The 19,645-nt window shown below is 29.0% G+C and carries 17 protein-coding genes, 1 riboswitch and 1 other annotated feature; of the genes, 2 read left to right on the forward strand and 15 right to left on the reverse strand.

Annotated features, from left to right (window positions below; translation table 11 throughout):
• Positions 1-88 precede the first annotated feature (88 nt).
• From B3N22_RS09880 to B3N22_RS09920, 9 genes are all read right to left on the reverse strand, one after another.
• Positions 89-1,096, reverse strand: coding sequence for a glycoside hydrolase family 25 protein (locus B3N22_RS09880; protein WP_286906713.1), 1,008 nt, complete (start codon positions 1,094-1,096; stop codon positions 89-91).
• Positions 1,097-1,159: 63 nt separating this feature from the next.
• A complete protein-coding gene (locus B3N22_RS09885) occupies positions 1,160-2,644 on the reverse strand; it encodes a HAMP domain-containing sensor histidine kinase (protein ID WP_286906715.1) in 1,485 nt (494 codons plus the stop codon).
• Entirely contained in the window at positions 2,634-3,353 is a 720-nt protein-coding gene (locus tag B3N22_RS09890; protein ID WP_073020818.1) for a response regulator transcription factor, read from the reverse strand. Before B3N22_RS09890 ends, B3N22_RS09885 begins: the two co-directional genes overlap by 11 nt.
• A 140-nt stretch (positions 3,354-3,493) precedes the next feature.
• Complete coding sequence (locus B3N22_RS09895; protein WP_073020816.1) at positions 3,494-4,396, reverse strand: D-alanine--D-alanine ligase; 903 nt, start codon at positions 4,394-4,396, stop codon at positions 3,494-3,496.
• A gap of 78 nt (positions 4,397-4,474) precedes the next feature.
• Positions 4,475-6,121, reverse strand: a complete 1,647-nt coding sequence (locus B3N22_RS09900; protein WP_286906718.1) for a sensor histidine kinase — start codon at positions 6,119-6,121, stop codon at positions 4,475-4,477.
• A 241-nt stretch (positions 6,122-6,362) separates the two neighbouring features.
• Complete coding sequence (gene nth / locus B3N22_RS09905; protein WP_238905585.1) at positions 6,363-7,004, reverse strand: endonuclease III; 642 nt, start codon at positions 7,002-7,004, stop codon at positions 6,363-6,365.
• 15 nt (positions 7,005-7,019) lie between these two features.
• Positions 7,020-7,724 (reverse strand): lysophospholipid acyltransferase family protein, encoded by a 705-nt coding sequence (locus tag B3N22_RS09910; RefSeq protein WP_073020810.1) that lies wholly within the window; start codon positions 7,722-7,724, stop codon positions 7,020-7,022.
• 149 nt (positions 7,725-7,873) lie between these two features.
• Complete coding sequence (cysK, locus tag B3N22_RS09915) at positions 7,874-8,782, reverse strand: cysteine synthase A (protein WP_073020808.1); 909 nt, start codon at positions 8,780-8,782, stop codon at positions 7,874-7,876.
• Between the two features lie 80 nt (positions 8,783-8,862).
• Positions 8,863-9,091 (reverse strand) — a binding site (T-box leader).
• A 140-nt stretch (positions 9,092-9,231) separates the two neighbouring features.
• The gene (locus B3N22_RS09920; RefSeq protein WP_073020807.1) at positions 9,232-10,497 is read right to left on the reverse strand and encodes a magnesium transporter; all 1,266 of its coding nucleotides are present in this window, start codon (positions 10,495-10,497) and stop codon (positions 9,232-9,234) included.
• Positions 10,498-10,702: 205 nt separating this feature from the next.
• Positions 10,703-10,868: riboswitch (M-box (ykoK) riboswitch) on the reverse strand.
• A gap of 141 nt (positions 10,869-11,009) precedes the next feature.
• Here B3N22_RS09920 and B3N22_RS09925 point away from each other — a divergent pair.
• Entirely contained in the window at positions 11,010-12,848 is a 1,839-nt protein-coding gene (locus B3N22_RS09925) for a YgiQ family radical SAM protein (RefSeq protein ID WP_286906723.1), read from the forward strand.
• 51 nt (positions 12,849-12,899) lie between these two features.
• On the opposite strand, the gene B3N22_RS09930 is transcribed toward B3N22_RS09925, so the two are convergent.
• Positions 12,900-13,553, reverse strand: coding sequence for a hypothetical protein (locus B3N22_RS09930; RefSeq protein ID WP_286906725.1), 654 nt, complete (start codon positions 13,551-13,553; stop codon positions 12,900-12,902).
• Between the two features lie 49 nt (positions 13,554-13,602).
• Positions 13,603-14,481, reverse strand: a complete 879-nt coding sequence (locus tag B3N22_RS09935) for a YegS/Rv2252/BmrU family lipid kinase (RefSeq protein ID WP_286906727.1) — start codon at positions 14,479-14,481, stop codon at positions 13,603-13,605.
• Between the two features lie 310 nt (positions 14,482-14,791).
• Between B3N22_RS09935 and pssA the strand changes: the two genes are divergently transcribed.
• Positions 14,792-15,313 carry a CDP-diacylglycerol--serine O-phosphatidyltransferase gene (pssA, locus tag B3N22_RS09940; RefSeq protein ID WP_073020803.1) on the forward strand — a complete coding sequence of 174 codons (522 nt, stop codon included), beginning with the start codon at positions 14,792-14,794 and terminating at the stop codon, positions 15,311-15,313.
• A gap of 51 nt (positions 15,314-15,364) precedes the next feature.
• Here pssA and B3N22_RS09945 read toward each other — a convergent pair whose 3' ends face one another.
• The 4 genes from B3N22_RS09945 to yhbH form a co-directional block, all read right to left on the reverse strand.
• Complete coding sequence (locus B3N22_RS09945) at positions 15,365-15,823, reverse strand: hypothetical protein (protein WP_073020802.1); 459 nt, start codon at positions 15,821-15,823, stop codon at positions 15,365-15,367.
• A gap of 52 nt (positions 15,824-15,875) precedes the next feature.
• Positions 15,876-16,949 carry a calcium/proton exchanger gene (gene cax / locus B3N22_RS09950; RefSeq protein ID WP_073020801.1) on the reverse strand — a complete coding sequence of 358 codons (1,074 nt, stop codon included), beginning with the start codon at positions 16,947-16,949 and terminating at the stop codon, positions 15,876-15,878.
• A 138-nt stretch (positions 16,950-17,087) separates the two neighbouring features.
• Complete coding sequence (locus B3N22_RS09955; RefSeq protein ID WP_073020800.1) at positions 17,088-18,458, reverse strand: SpoVR family protein; 1,371 nt, start codon at positions 18,456-18,458, stop codon at positions 17,088-17,090.
• Positions 18,448-19,641: a sporulation protein YhbH gene (gene yhbH / locus B3N22_RS09960; RefSeq protein WP_286906731.1), complete on the reverse strand. Its 1,194-nt coding sequence runs from the start codon at positions 19,639-19,641 to the stop codon at positions 18,448-18,450. The genes B3N22_RS09955 and yhbH overlap by 11 nt, the downstream gene beginning before the upstream one ends.
• Positions 19,642-19,645 lie beyond the last annotated feature (4 nt).

The raw sequence follows: 19,645 nt of genomic DNA on the forward strand, positions 1-19,645 counted from the left end.
TCATTAAACTAAAATAGTTTTACAAAAATCTTAATTTATTATTCTAATAGTAACAAAACAAGGTTTACCTAATGGTAAACCTTGTTTCTTAAAAAAATAAATCTGAATCATTAAAATAAATTCTGTCTTCATCCAAAAGCTCTTTTCTTTGATTAGGGTTTATTGTAAATCTTGCCCTTCTCTTAGATATTTCTCTATCTGTATCGAAAGCATGTATTGATATTTCTATAGGCTCACTTTGAGATATCTTTAAATTTCTTCTTGGAATAACCAACCTTGTAGTATTTTTATCCACTGTAGTATAGTATTCTCCATTAATAAAAATATTATATCCTGCTAAATCAGGTTCCCTGTTTTTAGTCCAACTAACATATATATTATTTCTATCCATGCTTGCAAATAATCCTTGTACCACAGCTGGCTGCATTAAGTATGCTATATTATCTGGTCCCCAGTTTAAGTCATTAGGAGGATTAGCCCCTCTTACAGTTCCTGTTTCTGTCCACTGCCATATTCTCCATCTCTTCCATCCACCAGCGTCTGTTGGATAAGGAGGATTTCCAGGGATTTCTTTATACATAGCTATCCATAGTGGCATGTCACTCAATGGATAGCTTCCATTAACTTTAAAGTCATCATGAATATTTATAAAAAATAACCCTGTATAAAACATAAGTCTTCGATTAGTTTTTCTTTCAAATCTCTTTCTAAATCTGTCTATCCAATTTACAATTGCTGCGGTGGTCATTGAATCATCTTGCGGCGTTTCTACATCTAAAACCGGAAATAAATCACCATAATCCTTATTTCCAAATCCTTGTTGAAGAGTATTTATAAAGTCATCACATTGATTATCAGCAGTTGTCAAATCATAAGATGGCACTCCGTAATGATAAGCCCCTACTGGTATTCCAAACTCTCTTGCACCCTTTGCAAACTGTAAAAACTTTAAATCTACCCTAAATCTACCTGTCGCTGATCCCGACGACCTTAAGTACAAAAAATCAACTGTACTAGCCAGAACTTGAAAGTTTACACCTTGTGTATACTCATTAATATCAAGTCCAAAAAGACTACGAGGATTTCTATCCTGCATCTTTTGCCTCCACATTTATTACTTTATTACTATAATATAATCTGTATTGTAAAATAGTTACAGCTATTTCACATTTAATTTCACCACAAAAGTTATATTATTACCTAATGATTCTGCCCATATTTTTCCCCCATGCATAGTAACTATATTCTTAGCAATTGCTAATCCTAAACCACTTCCTCCAGTATTAGAATTTCTTGACTCATCAGTCCTATAGAATCTATCAAATACATTTTTTAATTTATTTCTATCCATATGGTCCCCCCTATTTTTAACAGAAATAAAGACCTCTTTATTAACCATCCACAAAGAAATTTTCACATCACTATCTTTGTATGAATATTTTATAGCATTAGTTAATAAATTTTCAAACACTCTTAACATTTTATCGCTATCTAAAAGAACCATTGCTTTTTCTTGAGGATATGATTGAATAACTTTCAATTCTTTCTCTTCAAATAGGGGTAACATTTCATCAGTTAATTGTGATATAAACTCAACTATATTCACTTCGGTTAGATTAAGTTTAATTTCTTCGTTAGTAAGTTTAGTGAACTCAAATAAATCCTCTATGAGTATCTTTAGTCTTTCCGCCTTTGAAAATGCTATATTTAAGTACTCTCTTTTCTGCTCTTCACTATTATATTTCTCTTCCTTAACTAATCCTAAATATCCCATAATCGAAGTTAGTGGTGTTCTTAAGTCATGAGAAACATTGGTAATAAGCTCATTTTTAGTTTTTTCTACTAGTCTTTCTTTTTCTATTTTACTATTTACCTCATCTGCCATATAATTAATATTTAGAGCTAAATTTCTAAGTTCATCTTTTCCTTTTTCATTTATTCTATAACTTAAATTGCCAGATGCTATAACTTTTAAACCCTTTGATATTTCTTCTATGTATTTCATCTTATTATTTGTAATTCTCATAAATACAAACACAAATATTATTACTGATCCTATTAAAGCTAAAAACGGATTAGTCTCTTCATAACTTATTGGTGATTGTGAAATTTCAGCCTTAATTTGAAATATAATAAATAAATTTTCGTTATTTGTCTTGGTCGGATAAATATAAGTTTTCTCTTTTTCACTACTAACGCTATCTATAGAATTCGTAAATATACTTTCTAAATTTATGCTCTCATATACTATGTCCTTAGTTTTATAATAAATCTTCCCATCTATGTTACATATGATCAAGCTCGCATTGCTCATAGTATAATTTTCAAGAAAACCATCTACTTTTTCCTTGTTTTCAACATTAATATTATCCTTCTTTAGATCTGAAACAATTCTCTTATAATAATCTTCATCATATCTATAGTTGTATTTTATTGTCTGATACGATACATTTCTAGAAAGTTTTTTATTTAATATACCATAAGAAAAAAATGCTATCAAAAAACATATTCCGAATACAACAACCAATTCAAACCTTATACTTTTCTCCATTTTGTTGTTAAAGATTCTATAAGCTATCTTTATTGGTTTCATTATTTTAAGATTTAATATCCAATTAAATAATCTCTTAATCTTATTTATCAATTTTATAACCTACTCCCCAAACAGTTTTTATATACTTTGGTTTTCTTGGGTTTTCTTCAAGTTTCTCTCGTATTTTTCTTATATGAACCATTACAGTATTATCCGATTGTATGAATTGCTCATTCCAAACACTTTCATAAATATTTTCTATAGAAAATACCTTTCCTTTGTTCTTAGAAAGTAATGCAAGAATATCAAATTCTATTGGAGTAAATTTTATTTCCTCATTAGCTAAAAAAACTTGATGACTTTCCAGGTTTATAACAACTTCATCAACTTCTAATATATTAGTTTTGTCAGCTTCTATTGACTGATTGGAATTATTACTTGATTGGTTTAATCTTTTAAATCTCCTTAATTGAGATTTCACTCTAGCAATTAACTCTAAAGGATTAAATGGTTTTGACACATAATCATCTGCACCTGTATTTAATCCTAATATCTTATCCATATCTTGTGTTTTTGCTGATAACATAATTATAGGAATGTTTCTTGTTTCTCTAACTTTCAAACACATCTCTATTCCATCTAATTTTGGCATCATTATATCTAAAATTATTAAATCCACCTTATTTTTTTCTAAAATCTCTAAAGCCTCTTCTCCATCTCCTGCTTTTATAGTTATATATCCCTCACCTTTTAAATATATCTCAACTAAATCTCGTATCTCTTTTTCATCATCTACGATAAGTACTACTTCTTTATCCATAAATTTCAAATCCTCTCCTTATATACCTTATGTGTATATTTTACTTCTGAAATCTTTATAAATATACAATAAATTCTTAAATTTTCCTAAAGAATAGGAAAAGGATAATAGATTTTACTCTGTTATCCTTAGAATTTAACTTATCCTCTTAATTTAATAGACTTTTCTATTATGATATCTAGTAACTCGCTGAAGTTTATATTAACCCCTGCTGCACTTTTGGGAATTAATGAATTTTTAGTCATTCCAGGTAATGTATTTACCTCTAAAATGTATGGTATACCATTTTTTATTATCATATCTACTCTAGAGTAAACAGCGCATTTTAGAGCTTTATAGGTTGCAAGAGCCATTTTTTCTACTTCTTTATGCAGTTCTTTCTCTAGCTCTATTACAAATTCATCTGCTCCACCATCTGTGTACTTAGATGTATAATCAAAAAATGCTGACTTAGGTTTAATAGCTATTATTGGTAGAAGTTTTCCATCAATAACTGGACAAGTTATTTCATCTCCATTAATGTACTCTTCTATCATTACCTCTTTGTCCCATTTAAGAGCTTCACTTACACAATTTTCAATCTCATCTTTTGAATTAACTACAAAAGTTGCTACAGATGATCCTCCACTATTAGGTTTTACAACTACAGGATAAGTGTACTCTTCTATTAACTTATAATCTATCTCATCAATTGACATTACAGTGTACCATCTTGCAGTTCTTATATCACATGCTTTAAGTACCTTCTTAGTCATATCCTTATCCATACAAACTGATGAGCTTAAAAGTCCACATCCTGAATAAGGGATTCCAAGGGTCTCAAGAACACCTTGTATTGTTCCATCTTCACCAAATTTTCCATGAAGTGCGAGTAACGCAAAATCAATTCCTTTAACCTTATCTATAACATCTTCCTTACTGTCTAAGACAATTGGAACAACTTCATACTTACTTCTATCTAAATTTTCAACTACCGAATTACCACTTTTTAAAGAAATATCTCTTTCTGAAGATACTCCCCCCATTATAACTCCAACTTTCATATAATTTTCCCTCCGCATAATAACTGAAATCTTTGTTTATTATATCACTTTAATTATGCAATTTGAAGTTTATTAAAATCAATTTATATCATATATGTCCGAAAACTCCATATTTATTTTTTCATACTTTTCTTCAATATTTTTTTTATGAAAATTTTCTTTTACATCTTTAACTCTTCTATCTGGTAATCTAACTATAAACTCGCTTCCTTTATTCAGTTCAGATTTAACATCTATTTTTCCACCTTGTAACTCGACCAAAAGCTTAACTAAATATAGCCCTATACCAGTCCCCTCATGGTCTCTTGCTAGTGATTTGTCTACTTGAAGAAATCTCTCAAAAATAACATCAACTTTTTCCTTAGGTATCCCTCTACCGTTGTCTCTTACATGTATATAAATATATCCATCCTTTTTTTCTTTAATATTAATATTAATATATATATTCCCACCAAAATCTGTGAACTTAATGGCATTGGATAAAAGATTCAACATTATCCTCTCTATTTTATCTGGATCACAAGCAATCATTTTTTCTTCCGTGAACGTATCAAATGTTATACTTATTCCCTTATATGAAGCATGTTCTACAACTGCTAATGTAATATCTTCTAATATTCTTATTATTTCATAATTTCCTATATTAACATTGAAGTAACCAGAATCAATTTTTGTAATATCTATTAAATTATTTACTACTCTTAGTAATCTATAGCAATTTTGTTTCATCATTTTACTATACTTAATAAATTGAGTTTTGGAATAATCAAGGTTATTTTTATATATGTCCATGACCTGAATTGCAGAAAAAATCACATTAATTGGGGTTCTTAGCTCATGAGATATATTGGCAAAAAATTCAGTCTTAATTTTATCATATTGTTTTATTTCATCTAACAATCTCTTGCTTTTTTCTTTCTCCATTTCTAATTTTACTATCTTATTTCTTTCCGTTATATCTCTAGCTAAACATAAAATTCCGGAGATATTCCCATCATCTTCACAAATTGGAGAGTAGTTAATTTCAAAGTACACTTTTTCTCCATCTTTTATTGTACATATAGCTTGTCTTTGAGGAGATCTATTTTTCTTTATACCTTCCATTAAGTTCTCATTAATCATAAATTCTTTATCAAACACGTCACTTAGGGTATTACCTAGTACATCTTTCTTTTCAGCCTCTAAAAACCTACAAGTTGCTAAGTTTGCATCTACAATCTCTAGTCCTTCAACTTTAACCATATATATTAAATCCGTACATAAATTAAATATTTTAGAATATCTAGCTTCATTTATAAAACAATCCTGATGTTCCTTATGAAAACTATCACTTATTGTTATAACATCCTCTTTAAAAACAGCCACATATTTATTTTCTCTCTCTATTTTATATATTACCCCACTATAGCCCCTTGAATTCTCTTCATGTTTTTTTTTAATTAAAACCGTCCCTTTCCATATATGATAATGCTCTAAATCACTTTTAATTTTTTTTATTATCTCAAAATTCAAAAACTCAAAATCGCTCTTTTTAAATACATCCCTAATATGCCCTTTACAAGTATTATCTAGTACATTAATACCTTTATCATTGGTATATGTTATATGAAAATTATTATCCAATTCAATAACTATTGAATCATTAAATTCATTTATATTGTAAACATTTTTATATATTTTTCTCACTCTATACGATTGGAATAATCTTTTTAATAATGTAATCATACTCAGTTCCTTCCTATATACAAACTTGACTTTAAATATTTAGGCTTTTTTCCTTATAGTCTATATTATAGTATTTTATTACATTATTTCCTATATTTTTTGTATGCATTAATCTTTTATTTTATTACAAAATAAAGTCTTTTTAATCGTTTTTCTTCATAAATAATCACAATTATGTATATTCTGACAAATAATTGTAATTTTATTGAAAATTCACTGAGTAAATATAAAAAGGTTGTGCCTATAACACAACCTTTTTATTATCTTTATAATAATTACACTTATCATTAATAACACACTCAGAACAATTAGGTTTTCTAGCATAACAACAACGTCTTCCATGGAAAATCAAAAGATGGTGGGCTAAACTCCATTCTTTTTTAGGTAACTCCTTCATTAACTGATTTTCAGTTTCTTGAACATCTTTTGCTTTAGCTAGACCTATTCTATTTGATACCCTAAACACATGTGTATCTACAGCTATAGCTGGAACACCAAAAGCATTAGACAAAACTACATTTGCAGTCTTTCTCCCTGCACCAGCTAAAGAAACTATTTGCTCCATAGTTTTAGGTACTTCCCCATTAAAACTTTCTTTTAACTGCCTACACATTATGTATATATTTTTAGCTTTATTTCTATACAAACCTATCTTTTTTATTCTTTCTTCTATTTCTTCTTGCGTTAAATTAAGAAAGCTATCTAAGTCCGGATATTCTTCAAACATACTCTCTGTTACTTCATTCACTTTTTTATCGGTAGTTTGAGCTGATAGTATAGTTGCTACTAAAAGTTGGAATGGTGACTTATGATTTAATTCGCATGAAGCATCTGGATATTCTTCTTTTAATTTCTCTAATATTTCTCTTGTTTTCTTTTTCATTATATCGCCTCTTTTTTATGAATAAAATCCTCTATATTCTTTAGGTAGCTGCTTAGCTATGCTTGTCATTATAGAGTTTAGTATTCTATTTTCATATTGGTGTTTATCTTCATTTTTCTCTTTCTCTGGAATAGTTATAGTTTCTCCAATTTTTATATTCACATCAGCATGATTCCATTTTTCTTTAGCCATATCCCCATCTTTATTAATAGGCAAAAGTTTTTCACTTCCCCAAATTCCAATAGGAACTATTGGCGCTTTAGTTAGTTTTGCTATTAAAATTATACCCTTTTTCGCCTCTATCATTGATCCAGTTCTGCTTCTAGTTCCTTCTGGAAATATAAAGATATTATCCCCTTCCTTTACAACTTTGATTATATTAGTTAAAGCTTCCTTATCTGCAGAATTGGGCTTTATGTTTATAGTTTTTACTATTTTAGTCCCTAAACTTGTTACTGGATCATTTGACAGTTTTACCCCAGCAATAAAATACGGATCATATCTATCTTTAAGTATTTTACTTAAAATTAGTCCATCTGAATTACTTAGATGATTGCAAACAAAGATTTTTGAACCACTAACTTTATCAATATTCTCCTGTCCCATTATGTGTATATTAGCGTACTTTTTTATATATCCATAAGCAATTCTTTTTGCTAAAGCTATAAATAACCCTTCTGGAAGAATTCTTAATATTTTTGCAAATCTGGTCGATATCATTTTCTATTCTCCTTACTATTTCAACTTAAAAACTTCAAACTCTTACATTTTATTATAACATTATATACTTAATACTTTAATATAAAAAAAGAGAATGCCAATAATCAATAGCATTCTCTTGCTTCTACATATTTAATTTAATCTATTTTTTATTCGTAAAGACCCATAGAAATATATTTTTCTCCTCCATCTGGAGCAACTGTTAATACTTTTTTACCTTTGCCAAGTTTTTTAGCAACTTGTAAAGCTACATATAAGGCTCCACCAGCAGAAATTCCAATTAACACGCCTTCTTTTTCAGCAAATTCTTTTGCAGTTTTAAATGAGTCTTCTTCTGTTACTGAAATTATTTCATCCACAACTGAGCTATCATATATATCTGGAATAAATCCGGCTCCAATTCCTTGGATTTTGTGTGGTCCTGGATTTCCACCTGCTAAAACTGGAGATTTCGCTGGTTCAACTGCTATTATTTGAACGTCAGATTTTTTACTTTTAATATTTTTACCTACTCCAGTAATTGTTCCACCAGTTCCTACTCCTGAAACAAATGCATTTATTTCAGGTAGATCTTTCAATATTTCTTCAGCTGTTGTTGCATAGTGTTTTTCTGGGTTTGCTAAATTTAAGAATTGTTGTGGCATAAAATAGCCAAACTCTTCAACTAATTCAGTAGCTTTTGCTATAGCACCTTTCATACCTTTAGCGCCTTCTGTTAATATTAAATCAGCACCATAAGCTTTTAAAAGATCTCTTCTTTCTTTGCTCATTGTTTCTGGCATAGTAATAACTACTTTATATCCTTTTAATTTTCCTATTAGAGCTAAGGCTATTCCTGTATTACCAGAGGTTGGTTCAACCAAAGTATCACCAGCTTTTATTAATCCTAGTTCTTCTGCTTTTTCAATCATTCCTAAAGCAGCTCTGTCCTTAACACTTCCCCCTAAGTTAAATTTCTCTAATTTAACATAAACCTCTGCTGAATTTTCATCAACTAAACTATTTACTTTTAGTATAGGTGTATTTCCTACTAATTCTAATGCACTGTTATAAATCATAATTTTCCCTCCATATTAATATATATTTATATCTTTTTATTTTACTACTAATAAAAAAAATCTCAATCTCAATTATAAAATAAAGAGACGAGATATCCCGCGGTTCCACTCTAATTAGACAATAATGCCTCAGCTTTTAAACACTCTCGTGTTTTGTCATTATAACGGCTGACTCCCGGATAACCCTACTATAAATTTCAGGTATCAGCTCAAAAGTGCACTTCTCAAAAACTTTAGTAAAGACTTTCCACCACCGTCTTCTCTCTTAAACTAACTGTTTATGATACTCTACTTTATCATCGCTAAAATTCCCACTAATCTGATATGGTTTGTATAATATAATTATATTCTATTAAAATTAAAAGTCAATATGTTTTTATAAAAACTATTCTAATATTTATAAAACTTAAAAGACTATGAAGTTATTAATTTCATAGTCTTTTAATATATTAAACATTTTTCTTTGATTTTTTTCTCCATGCTGGAAGTAATATTTCATCTACAACATCGTGAGTTAATACGACTCCTAACAACCTATTTTCTTCGTCCAAAACTGGAATAGATAAAAGATCGTATTTAGTTACCTTATCCACAAGTTCAGATAAAGATTCCTTATAATTTGCAGTTTGAATTTTATCATTCATTATATCTTTTAATTTAACATCAGAATCATTCATAACTAAATCTTTTAAAGAAACACTCCCCAAAAGCCTTTCTTCGCTATCTATAATGTAAACTGAATACATAACCTCTTCATCCGGTTCTGTTTCTTTAAATATTTCAATAGTCTCTTTTACAGATATATCTATATTTAATGCAATAAAGTCCTTATTCATTATACTACCTGCTGTTTCATCTTCATAAGATAGTAACTCTTTAACCTCATCTGCATCTTCTTTTTCTAGGTTGAATAGGATTTTTTCTCTAGATTCATCATCTAACTCGTCTAAAATATCTGCTATTTCATCGTTAGGTAGATTCTCTAAAATCTCAGCTTGTTTTAACTCTGAGAGTTCTTTAATTGCTGTACCTTTATATTCTGGTTCCATTTCTTCCAATGTATCCGCTACTAAATCCTCATCTAACGTTTCAAATATCTTTCTTCTATTCTTAGAGTCCAATGTCTCTAAGATATCTGCTAAATCTGCTGGATGTAGAGTAGACAGTTTTTTATATGGTACAGAAATTTGTAAAGAATCCTTAATTAATTCTAGAGACTCAACATCATCCCACATGATGACTTGATCTTCCATTTCTTTCTTCATAAACTTTGTAATAATCCTTGCTACTGATTCTAATCCTTTTCTTCTATATAAGGCTGAAGAACCAGTTTCAACAGCTATTACTCTATACTCTCCAGCTATCTCTGCAATTCTTAAGTCATTAACCCTAACTACCTTTTTACCATTAACATCCACTATGCTTTTATCTAGCAAGTTTTGTGATAATAAAAAGCTATAACTTCTAGGAAGTATTTCCTTACTTCCTTTAGTTTTTATTAAAACCTTGTTAGAGTCATTTAGATAAAATTCTATTGTTCTGAATTCATATTCATACATAACACTGCCTCTTTTTACCCTATACCCAATTGCTCTTGGATATCCCTCTTCAGCAGTTACATAAACATCTTTTAGTACACCTAAAACATCTCCAAATTCATCATAAACCTTTCTATCTATTATGGAACTATAAAGAAATACGTTTAGTTTTATCATATCCATTCCTCCTTATTTAGTTTTTCCTTTTTGAAGGAATGGATTCAGTTAAAGAAAATTTAAGAGAACCATCCCTTCAAGCTTTTGTAAAATCATCAAATTATTATACGTATCACCTTGAGGTCCAGCCTCCATCTTTTCTTTCACCACCTTAAAATTTGAAAAATAAAAAGAGCCTAAAAGGCTCTAAAATTCAATTAAAGATATTAACTTTAATTCTGAGTTTTAGCACTACAAAGCTTAAGAGTTAATTCTCTAGCTACATTAGGTAATACCTTCTTTCGATAATACCTCCTGACCCGTTGGCATCTCTCGATGTTTCTGGGCAGTAGCGTGTGTCTATGTAGGAGCCTCACAAAAATATAATATTTAATTCCCTACTTTATTATATTCTTTTCTTCTAAAAAAGCAACTAAAAACTTTTCATTTCATTGCTTTAAAGTTGATAATCTTTAACTTCTTGTGTTATTATATATTAATTATAAAACTTAAAACGAAAGGTAGTTTAATTAATGAATTTACATAAGAAATTTTTACCTGTTTCTACGGAAGATTTAAAGAAAAATAATATAAAACAATTAGATTTTATTATAGTTACTGGAGATGCCTATGTTGATCACCCTTCTTTTGGTACTGCTATTATCGGAAGAACCCTCGAATCCCAAGGTTACTCTGTAGGTATAATCCCTCAACCTAAATGGAATAATGCTGATGATTTTAAAAAATTAGGTAGACCTAAATATGGTTTCTTAGTTAATTCAGGTAATATAGATTCTATGGTTAATCATTATACTGCTGCCAAAAGAAAAAGAAGTGATGATTTTTATTCCCCTGGTGGTAAATCTGGATATAGACCTGATAGAGCTGTAATTGTTTATTGTAATAGAATTAGAGAGGCTTTTAAGGATATACCAATTGTAATAGGTGGTATTGAGGCTTCACTTAGAAGATTTGCTCATTATGACTATTGGGACAATAAGGTTAGAAGAAGCATATTGTTAGATTCTAAGGCTAATCTTCTTATATACGGAATGGGAGAAAAAACTATAATTCAAATAGCAGATCTACTTAGCTATGGAATGGATATCTCTAAAGTAAATGATGTTAAAGGAACCTGCTATTTAACTAAGGATATTTCTAACTTAAGAAATTATGTTGAAACACCTTCTTTTGAAGACTGTGCTAGTAATAAGTCTGCTTATGGGGAAAGTTACAAACTTGAATCTCTAGAACAAGATCCAATTAGAGGGAAAACTATAGTTCAACCTCACGGGGATAGATATTTAGTTCAAAATCCTCCTCAGCTTCCTTTAACTCAAGAAGAGATGGATTTAACATATAATCTTCCTTTTACAAGAATACCACATCCAATGTATGACTCTTTAGGCGGTATTCCTGCTATAACTGAGGTTAAGTTCTCTATAACTTCTCATAGAGGATGTTATGGTTCTTGCTCCTTTTGCGCCTTAACTTTCCACCAAGGAAGAATCATTCAAAACAGAAGTGGAGACTCTATTGTAGATGAAGCGAAACTTCTTACTACTTTAGATGACTTCAAAGGATATATCCATGATATTGGAGGACCTACTGCTAATTTTAGACATAAGTCCTGTAAACTTCAAGAAGAACATGGAACATGTAAAAACAAACAATGTATGTTCCCAAAACCATGTAAGAATTTAATTGTTGATCATAAAGAATACTTAGGAGTCCTAAGAAAAGTTAAAAATTTACCTGGAATGAAAATGGTATTTATTCGTTCAGGAATAAGATATGATTATTTAATAGAAGACAAAAATGGTGAGTTTTTTAAAGAATTGTGTGAACATCATATAAGTGGTCAGCTAAAAGTTGCTCCTGAACACGTATCTCCAAGAGTATTAACTCAAATGGGAAAACCAGGCAGAGATGTTTATGACAAGTTCGTTAATAAATATTTTAGTATAAATAAAGCTATTGGTAAAAAGCAATTTTTAGTTCCTTATTTAATGAGCTCTCATCCTGGTTCTGACTTAAATGCAGCTATAGAATTAGCTCTTTATGTAAAAGAAATGGGATATAACCCTGAACAAATTCAAGATTTCTACCCAACTCCTGGCTCACTTTCTACAACAATATACTATACAGGGGTAAATCCATTAACTGGTGAGAAAGTTTATACACCTAAAACTCAAGAAGAAAAAGATATGCAAAGAGCTCTTATTCAATATAGGGTTCCTAAAAATTATAAATTAGTAAAAAATGCTTTAATAAAAGCTGGAAGAGAAGATTTAATAGGAAATGGTCCAAAGTATCTAATTCCACCAGTTCCACCTAAAAACCCTATAAAAAAGAAATCTATAAAAAGATAACTAAAAAACAGTATGATCTTATTTTATATACTTAAATCATACTGTTTTTTTCTAATTAATTTTTCGACTTCTATACATTGCATAAAGAAATAAAATAACTATCATCAGTTCTGATATTAATGGATAAGGAAATATACTTATTTCTGCCATATATGCAACATTTTCTACAATCATTATTAGAGTAGAAAATAGTAATAAAATAAACGGCACCTTTAATGTATATCTATACCCCATATAAATTATCATAACTACTGATAACATAACTAATATTGCTATAAAAACTATCCTATATAAGAAATCATTAGCTAATATTATCTTATATCCATATATTTTATCTACTTTTACAATAGATTTTATAAATACCATGGCTATAACAAAACTTATGCTCATTAAAAACATATAAAGATATGCCCACTTAAACTCTAATCCTTCTTTTCTTAGAAAAATATAAAGACTTATCAGAATTAAAAATATATCCACCAAATTACTTACAAAAACTAATGGTTTTAAATAATTTATATACCCTTGAGATACAGCCAAAGACATATAAAATTGGACTCCAAATGAAACCATACCTAAAACACTAGCTATTAAAACATAATTCTTGAGTTTTTTAGGACAATACTTCTTTAAAGACGTTAATATGCCACAAAATGAAAAAATTATAAGTAACAATATAAAATAGTGTAAGAACTCTCTTCTCATAAACACCCCTAACACTTATTAATGCTACTTATAATTATTAAATTAATTTCTATTTTATGCCTAAAACTTTTATTCCTTCATTAATACATCTTATCCTTAAAGGAAAATCAGGACCTTTTTCACCATCTATATCAGTAACAATATCTTCGTCAGAATAAACCATTAAATCATTTGTCTTAAAATAAAGTACATTGTTGTTATCTAAATGTTCTCCTTTTAACACGTTTATAAAAAGTGGTATTAACTCTTTTATAGGTGTGGCTTTAAACATGATAACATCTAAAAATCCATCCATAACATCTGCCCTAGTAGCAAGCTTGAAATTACCAGCAGTTTGTCCATTAAATACCAATAGTAAATACATATGCCCATCATACTCAGCTTCTTTTGATTTCAAACTCACTTTAAGTTTTCTGAAATTAGGCAATTGCTCTAGCCCCTTTAAATAGTAAGCTAACTTACCTATAGTATTTTTTAGATTTACATCCGTTTTCTGAGAAACATCTGTAAATAATCCAGTACTTGCTACATTGACAAAATACTTATCATTTATTTGACCAATATCTACACCTTTAGGTTCAGATGACAATATTTGCCTTACACAAGTGCTTACATCATGAGGCATTCCTAAAAATTTTGCAAAGTCATTTGCAGTTCCTACTGGTAATACTCCAATAGGAATATTTATATTTCTATTTTTCATTGCATTAACTAGAGAATCGACAGTTCCGTCTCCACCTGCTACCAATATATAGTAATAGGAATCATCTATTTCATCTAAAGCTTCTTCTATAGTTACTCCTTTTTCTATTCTAAATGGCAAAACTTGATATCCAAATTCTTGATGAATTGAAATTACTTTGTCTAATTCTGAAAGAATAATATTTTCTCCTGAAAAGGGATTATAAATAAATTTTACCTTTTTCATGAAGTTCCCTCCTCTTATATTTCCAATAGAATCAAAAGAATTATAACACTATTACCAAATGTTGTCGAGTATACTGGTTCTAAAATCCAAATATTAGATATTTTGTATGTTTTAAATTTATAATTCTTTTTATTTTATCCATTTATTTATATTGTATTACAAAGTGTTAATATATTCACTTTCAAATTATGTAAATAACCTTATATTTGCCTTAAATTTATCTTTTATAGTGATTTACCTCTTAATTTTTCTAACTTTATAGAGTATAATATCCATGGTATTGATATTTAAAATTTTTAGGAGTGATCATATGAGAAAAAGCAGTATACCTAATATATTCACATTTGCTAATCTTGGTTTTGGTGTACTATCATTATTAGCTACATATAATAATAATTATTCTTTTGCCGCTATATTTATTATCATTGCAGGCTTAGTAGATAGATATGATGGAAGAATTGCTCGTTTTCTTCAAGTATCATCTGAATTAGGTAAAGAATTAGATTCTTTAGCTGATTTAGTTTCATTTGGTGTTGCACCCGCATTTTTAACTTTTGTAATGTATGATTTTCAAAATTTAGGTCCTGTTGGCTTAATTGGATACATGTTAGTTATTGTATTCCCGGTTTGTGGTGCTTTTAGATTAGCAAGATATAATCTATCTACTTTTGATGGAGTGTTTACAGGAATTCCTATAACTATAGCTGGATCAGTAATTGCATTATTTGATTTAATTACTGTTAATTCACCTACAACTCAGATTATACCTATAATCTTTATGATAGCACTTTCTTATCTAATGATTAGTACTTTTAAATTAAAAAAACTTTAATAAGTTATAAAAAATGTGTTTTTCTTTGAAAAACACATTTTTTTTATATGTTTAAGTATTGTCTCCAATATTTTCAAGGAATCCTAGTGGAAAACTGTCATTGTTCTCAACATTTACATCAATATCTATTCTTCCTGGTCCTTTTCTTCTTATATTTTCTCCAGGTATAATTCCCCTTGTATTATTTTGGAATAATAATTCATTATCTATTTCAGTTAATATTAAGTCCTTTTCAGTTTTTACTATTAATACGTCACTTTTTAATCTAACATAGTTTAAATAAGTATTTTGACAACATTCTAAAATATCTATTAAATCATCTATTAAATCTCCAACTTTATCTACTCTCTTTAACGCATCTTTTACTTCTTTCTTTTTTGCTAGAGCAATTCCATTTAATTCACCTGCTCCACCTATAAGTAATCTATATGAATTAACATATTTTTCTAATAAAAAAACTAAATTAGTTAGCTCTGAATAATATGAGCTCATAATTTTATTATATCCCATACCATCACCCTTACAACTGCTTTCATTCAATTATATTACTAAGCTATCTGTTTCATGCAACATAAAAATAGCAAATAGTAACAATGACATATATAGCTACTAGTATACATCCTTCAAACCAATATGTTTTTCCATCCACAAAAACTATATAGCTCATTATTACCGCTATAAATAACATTACCATCTGTATTGATGAAAAAATCATATTCATATTTATACCTAAAAAATATCCAAAAGTAATTAATACTGGTGTTGCAAACAATGCTATTTGTATCGAGGATCCTATAGCTATTTCTAATGAAGCATTTACTTTATTTTTTATGGCACACATTATCGCTGAAATATTCTCTCCTATGTTCCCTAGTATAGGTAAAAGCATTATTCCTATAAACTCAGGCGAAATATTTTTTTCTTCTGTAAACAAACTTATGTTAGTTATCAACTTTTCTGAAATGAAATACAACAAAACTGAAATGATTATTATATATGCTAAATTTTTATAAGAATCCTGCCATCTGATTTCCTCTATTTCCTCATCTACATCTCCTAATATAAATAAATTTTTATGTGTATATAGCGAAAATATTAATCCTAAAAGATATATGCCTATTAATATTATTGAAATTTTAAAACCTATTGCATTTAATGTAGTTTCACTTAAACTGGTATAATTACTAATTGAAAATATAATTGTGAAAGAAGCCATTGCTAAAAGGAGCATATTAAAGTTAGTTTTTGCAATATTTTTATTAAAATTTTGCTCTTTATATTTAACACCGCCTAATATAACCGAGATACCTAAAACCAAAAGCATGTTATTAATTATAGATCCTATAAGCGCTGCCTTTGCCATAGATATAAGTCCAACTTTTATAGACCATACTCCCATCATTATTTCCGGCATATTCCCTATGGTTGCTGCAATTAATCCTCCTTTTTTCTCTCCAATAGTACCTGAAAGGTCTGATGTAATATTTCCAAGCCTTATAGCTAATGGTATTATGGCTAAAGAAAATATAATTATATTTAAAATATAATTATTTAAATTCAAAAACAATGTAATGATTGGAAATGTAAATATCATAATATTATATAAGTTTTTTTTCTTTAAGTAATTTATATACATCTTCTGTCTCACTCCTTAATCCTTACTTCCTAATCATATGTATTTTTTATTTCTTCATATAATAAAGTATTCATTTGTTTATTCATTGTTACTTCTATCTAAATAAGACCATCTAGAAAATTCTAGATGGTCTTTTCCTTATCTTATAGATATTTTTTTATCCTCATCACAAGTAATAACTATAGTATTATCATCTTTACTTTTAGTATTTAAGATAACTTTTCTTCCCCAAAGTTCTTGAATATATTTTAATGTTTCTTTTGCATAACTTATTTCAAGTTCTCTTCCATCAAAAACATGTTCTATGGTCAATGTTCCATCTTTAGTATTGTAATCTAAAACTCTTATATATGGAATTGACCCTACGCCAGTATGATGTGCTAAGAGATCTCTAATGCTCTTCCAACCTATTTCATCTGGAACATTCTCAATAACATAATCAAAACCTTTTTTCCCATATTCAAACAGATTTAATTCTCTACATAAATCTTCAGTTAAATATCTTCTTATAAAGGATGCATCTCTTTCCAATGCTCTTACTTCAAATATCTTGTCTCTACCATAAGCTTCATCTATTGCTTGAAACATTTTAAATCCAATATAATATGGATTTAATCCACCTACCATAGGTGCAACAACATCATTATGCCTTTTTAAAAATTCTAAGTGTAGTCCTTGAGGTAAATCTAGTTCTTTTAGTATATTGTAATGCCAAAAACTTGCCCATCCTTCATTCATTGTCTTAGTTTCTATCTGTGGCATAAAATACTCTGTTTCTCTCTTGATTATTTTCAATATAGTTCTTTCCCATTCTTGTAGATCACCATATTGTATCAAAAATCCCATTAGGTCATCTTCAGGTTCTAATGGAATTTTACTTATATTAGGTACATCTATTTTTACATCTAAATCCAATATACCTTTATTCTCAACTTTTTTATTATAGTCATCTATTAAGGCTTTTTGAGCTTCTTGCCTACTAACTGTTTTCTCGCCTATGACTCTAGAAATCTGAAATCTAATAGCATGAGCCGCATCTATTATTCTTTCAACTTTTTCATATCCTATTGATGGATGACTAATAAACCCTCTTATGGTTTCAGCATCTATTTTAAACATTTCTATTGTATAATTGGCCTTAGTTCCATCTTTAAACAATCTGTTATTCTTAAAAAAGTCATTATGACCATATACATGAGCCATAGTCAGAATTTGAAGGAGCAAAGTATTTTCTCTCATAAGATATCCTAAGCAAGGATTAGAATTAATAACCATCTCATATGCAAGACCTGTTAAGTTTAATGAATATAAAGTTTTTGTCTTTTCATAGGACTTTCCAAAACTCCAATGTGGGTATCTAGATGGCATTCCAACATATGCCTCATACCCAATCATATCATTATGACCTATTACATCAAATTCTTGTGGATAATAATCTAATCCTAATTCACTTGCTTTCTTTTCAATAATTTCATTCCATTTTTCTAAATCTCTTAAGTTATAATCCATAAGATTCCTCCTTAAGCTCCTTCTTTAACATAAGCTTTAAAGCCTGCCATAAATCCTTTTTCTCTTTTACTAATACAGATAAAAAGTTTTTTCTATTTATCTCCTTTTCAAATCTATAATACATAGTTGTAGAATAGGTGGATGGTAATAATTCAGCATATCCAACCATATTAGATATATCACTTAATTCATTAACTGCTTTTATAGCCCTCTCATTATCTTCACTCCAGTTATCACCATCAGATGCATAAAAGGGATATATATTCCACATATCTGGTGGATACTTTTCATTTATTAACTGAAGCGCTAGGTTAAGTCCAGAGGAAATATAAGTTCCTCCTGATTCTGCTTTATGGAAAAATTCATATTCATTAACTCTTTTAGCAGATGTGGTATGAGAGATAAATTCAAATGCAATATTATTATATTTTCTTCTTATAAATCTTGAAAGAACAAAGAAGAAACTTCTAGCTAAGTATTTTTTAGCTACATCCATAGACCCTGATACATCCATTATGAATATCAATACTGCATTACTCTCTTTTTTAGGTTTTTTCTTAACTCTATAATATCTTAAATCCTCTTCCCTAAATGGAAATCTTTCCATTTCTCCATTCTCGCCTAATTCTCTTAGTGCTCTTTTTTTCCCTTGCTGCCTAGCAATTTTAGAAACAACTGTCTTTTTTTTAGCTAATCTAGGATTTATACCATATCTTTGATATCCTCTTTTTCTTCCAGCACTTTCTGTAATTATTTCTGAATATTTCTTTCTATCAAGATTTGGCAAATCTAAATCCTCTATTATATAGTCAAGGAGTTCTTCTAAAGTGATTTCTGTTTCGTATACATCCTCCCCTTCACCATTCCCTGCTTTTCCACTTCCGCTTTTCCCTTTACCTGAGCCATCATCCTGTCCTACTTTTTGTCCCCTTTTCTCCTCTCCGTTTCCTGTTGCTATACCTTTGTTGTTTTTTCCATATATAAACTGATATTCCTTTATCCCTCTAATAGGTATTTTAAATTTCTTATTTTTACTTTCCCCTATAATACTTTCTTCAGATAGAATATCCCCTAAATTCTCTTTTATAGATTTCTCAACTAATTGTCGATGTCTTCTTCTATCTTCTATAGCTCTATCATGTTCAACTGGTGTCTCAGCATTATCTCTAAATATTGCACACATTATA

It is taken from the genome of Clostridium sp. UBA1652 (assembly GCF_002320975.1).
Classification (GTDB): Bacteria; Bacillota; Clostridia; order Clostridiales; family Clostridiaceae; genus Clostridium_T; species Clostridium_T intestinale.

Bases quoted from the DNA above. Each gene is read 5' to 3' on its own strand.
- B3N22_RS09880 (WP_286906713.1), bottom strand. From the start codon at position 1,096: ATGCAGGATAGAAATCCTCGTAGTCTTTTTGGACTTGATATTAATGAG.
- B3N22_RS09890 (WP_073020818.1), bottom strand. From the start codon at position 3,353: ATGGATAAAGAAGTAGTACTTATCGTAGATGATGAAAAAGAGATACGA.
- B3N22_RS09895 (WP_073020816.1), bottom strand. From the start codon at position 4,396: ATGAAAGTTGGAGTTATAATGGGGGGAGTATCTTCAGAAAGAGATATT.
- B3N22_RS09900 (WP_286906718.1), bottom strand. From the start codon at position 6,121: ATGATTACATTATTAAAAAGATTATTCCAATCGTATAGAGTGAGAAAA.
- nth (WP_238905585.1), bottom strand. From the start codon at position 7,004: ATGAAAAAGAAAACAAGAGAAATATTAGAGAAATTAAAAGAAGAATAT.
- B3N22_RS09910 (WP_073020810.1), bottom strand. From the start codon at position 7,724: ATGATATCGACCAGATTTGCAAAAATATTAAGAATTCTTCCAGAAGGG.
- cysK (WP_073020808.1), bottom strand. From the start codon at position 8,782: ATGATTTATAACAGTGCATTAGAATTAGTAGGAAATACACCTATACTA.
- B3N22_RS09920 (WP_073020807.1), bottom strand. From the start codon at position 10,497: ATGATAAAACTAAACGTATTTCTTTATAGTTCCATAATAGATAGAAAG.
- B3N22_RS09925 (WP_286906723.1), top strand. From the start codon at position 11,010: ATGAATTTACATAAGAAATTTTTACCTGTTTCTACGGAAGATTTAAAG.
- B3N22_RS09930 (WP_286906725.1), bottom strand. From the start codon at position 13,553: ATGAGAAGAGAGTTCTTACACTATTTTATATTGTTACTTATAATTTTT.
- B3N22_RS09935 (WP_286906727.1), bottom strand. From the start codon at position 14,481: ATGAAAAAGGTAAAATTTATTTATAATCCCTTTTCAGGAGAAAATATT.
- pssA (WP_073020803.1), top strand. From the start codon at position 14,792: ATGAGAAAAAGCAGTATACCTAATATATTCACATTTGCTAATCTTGGT.
- B3N22_RS09945 (WP_073020802.1), bottom strand. From the start codon at position 15,823: ATGGGATATAATAAAATTATGAGCTCATATTATTCAGAGCTAACTAAT.
- cax (WP_073020801.1), bottom strand. From the start codon at position 16,949: ATGTATATAAATTACTTAAAGAAAAAAAACTTATATAATATTATGATA.
- B3N22_RS09955 (WP_073020800.1), bottom strand. From the start codon at position 18,458: ATGGATTATAACTTAAGAGATTTAGAAAAATGGAATGAAATTATTGAA.
- yhbH (WP_286906731.1), bottom strand. From the start codon at position 19,641: ATGTGTGCAATATTTAGAGATAATGCTGAGACACCAGTTGAACATGAT.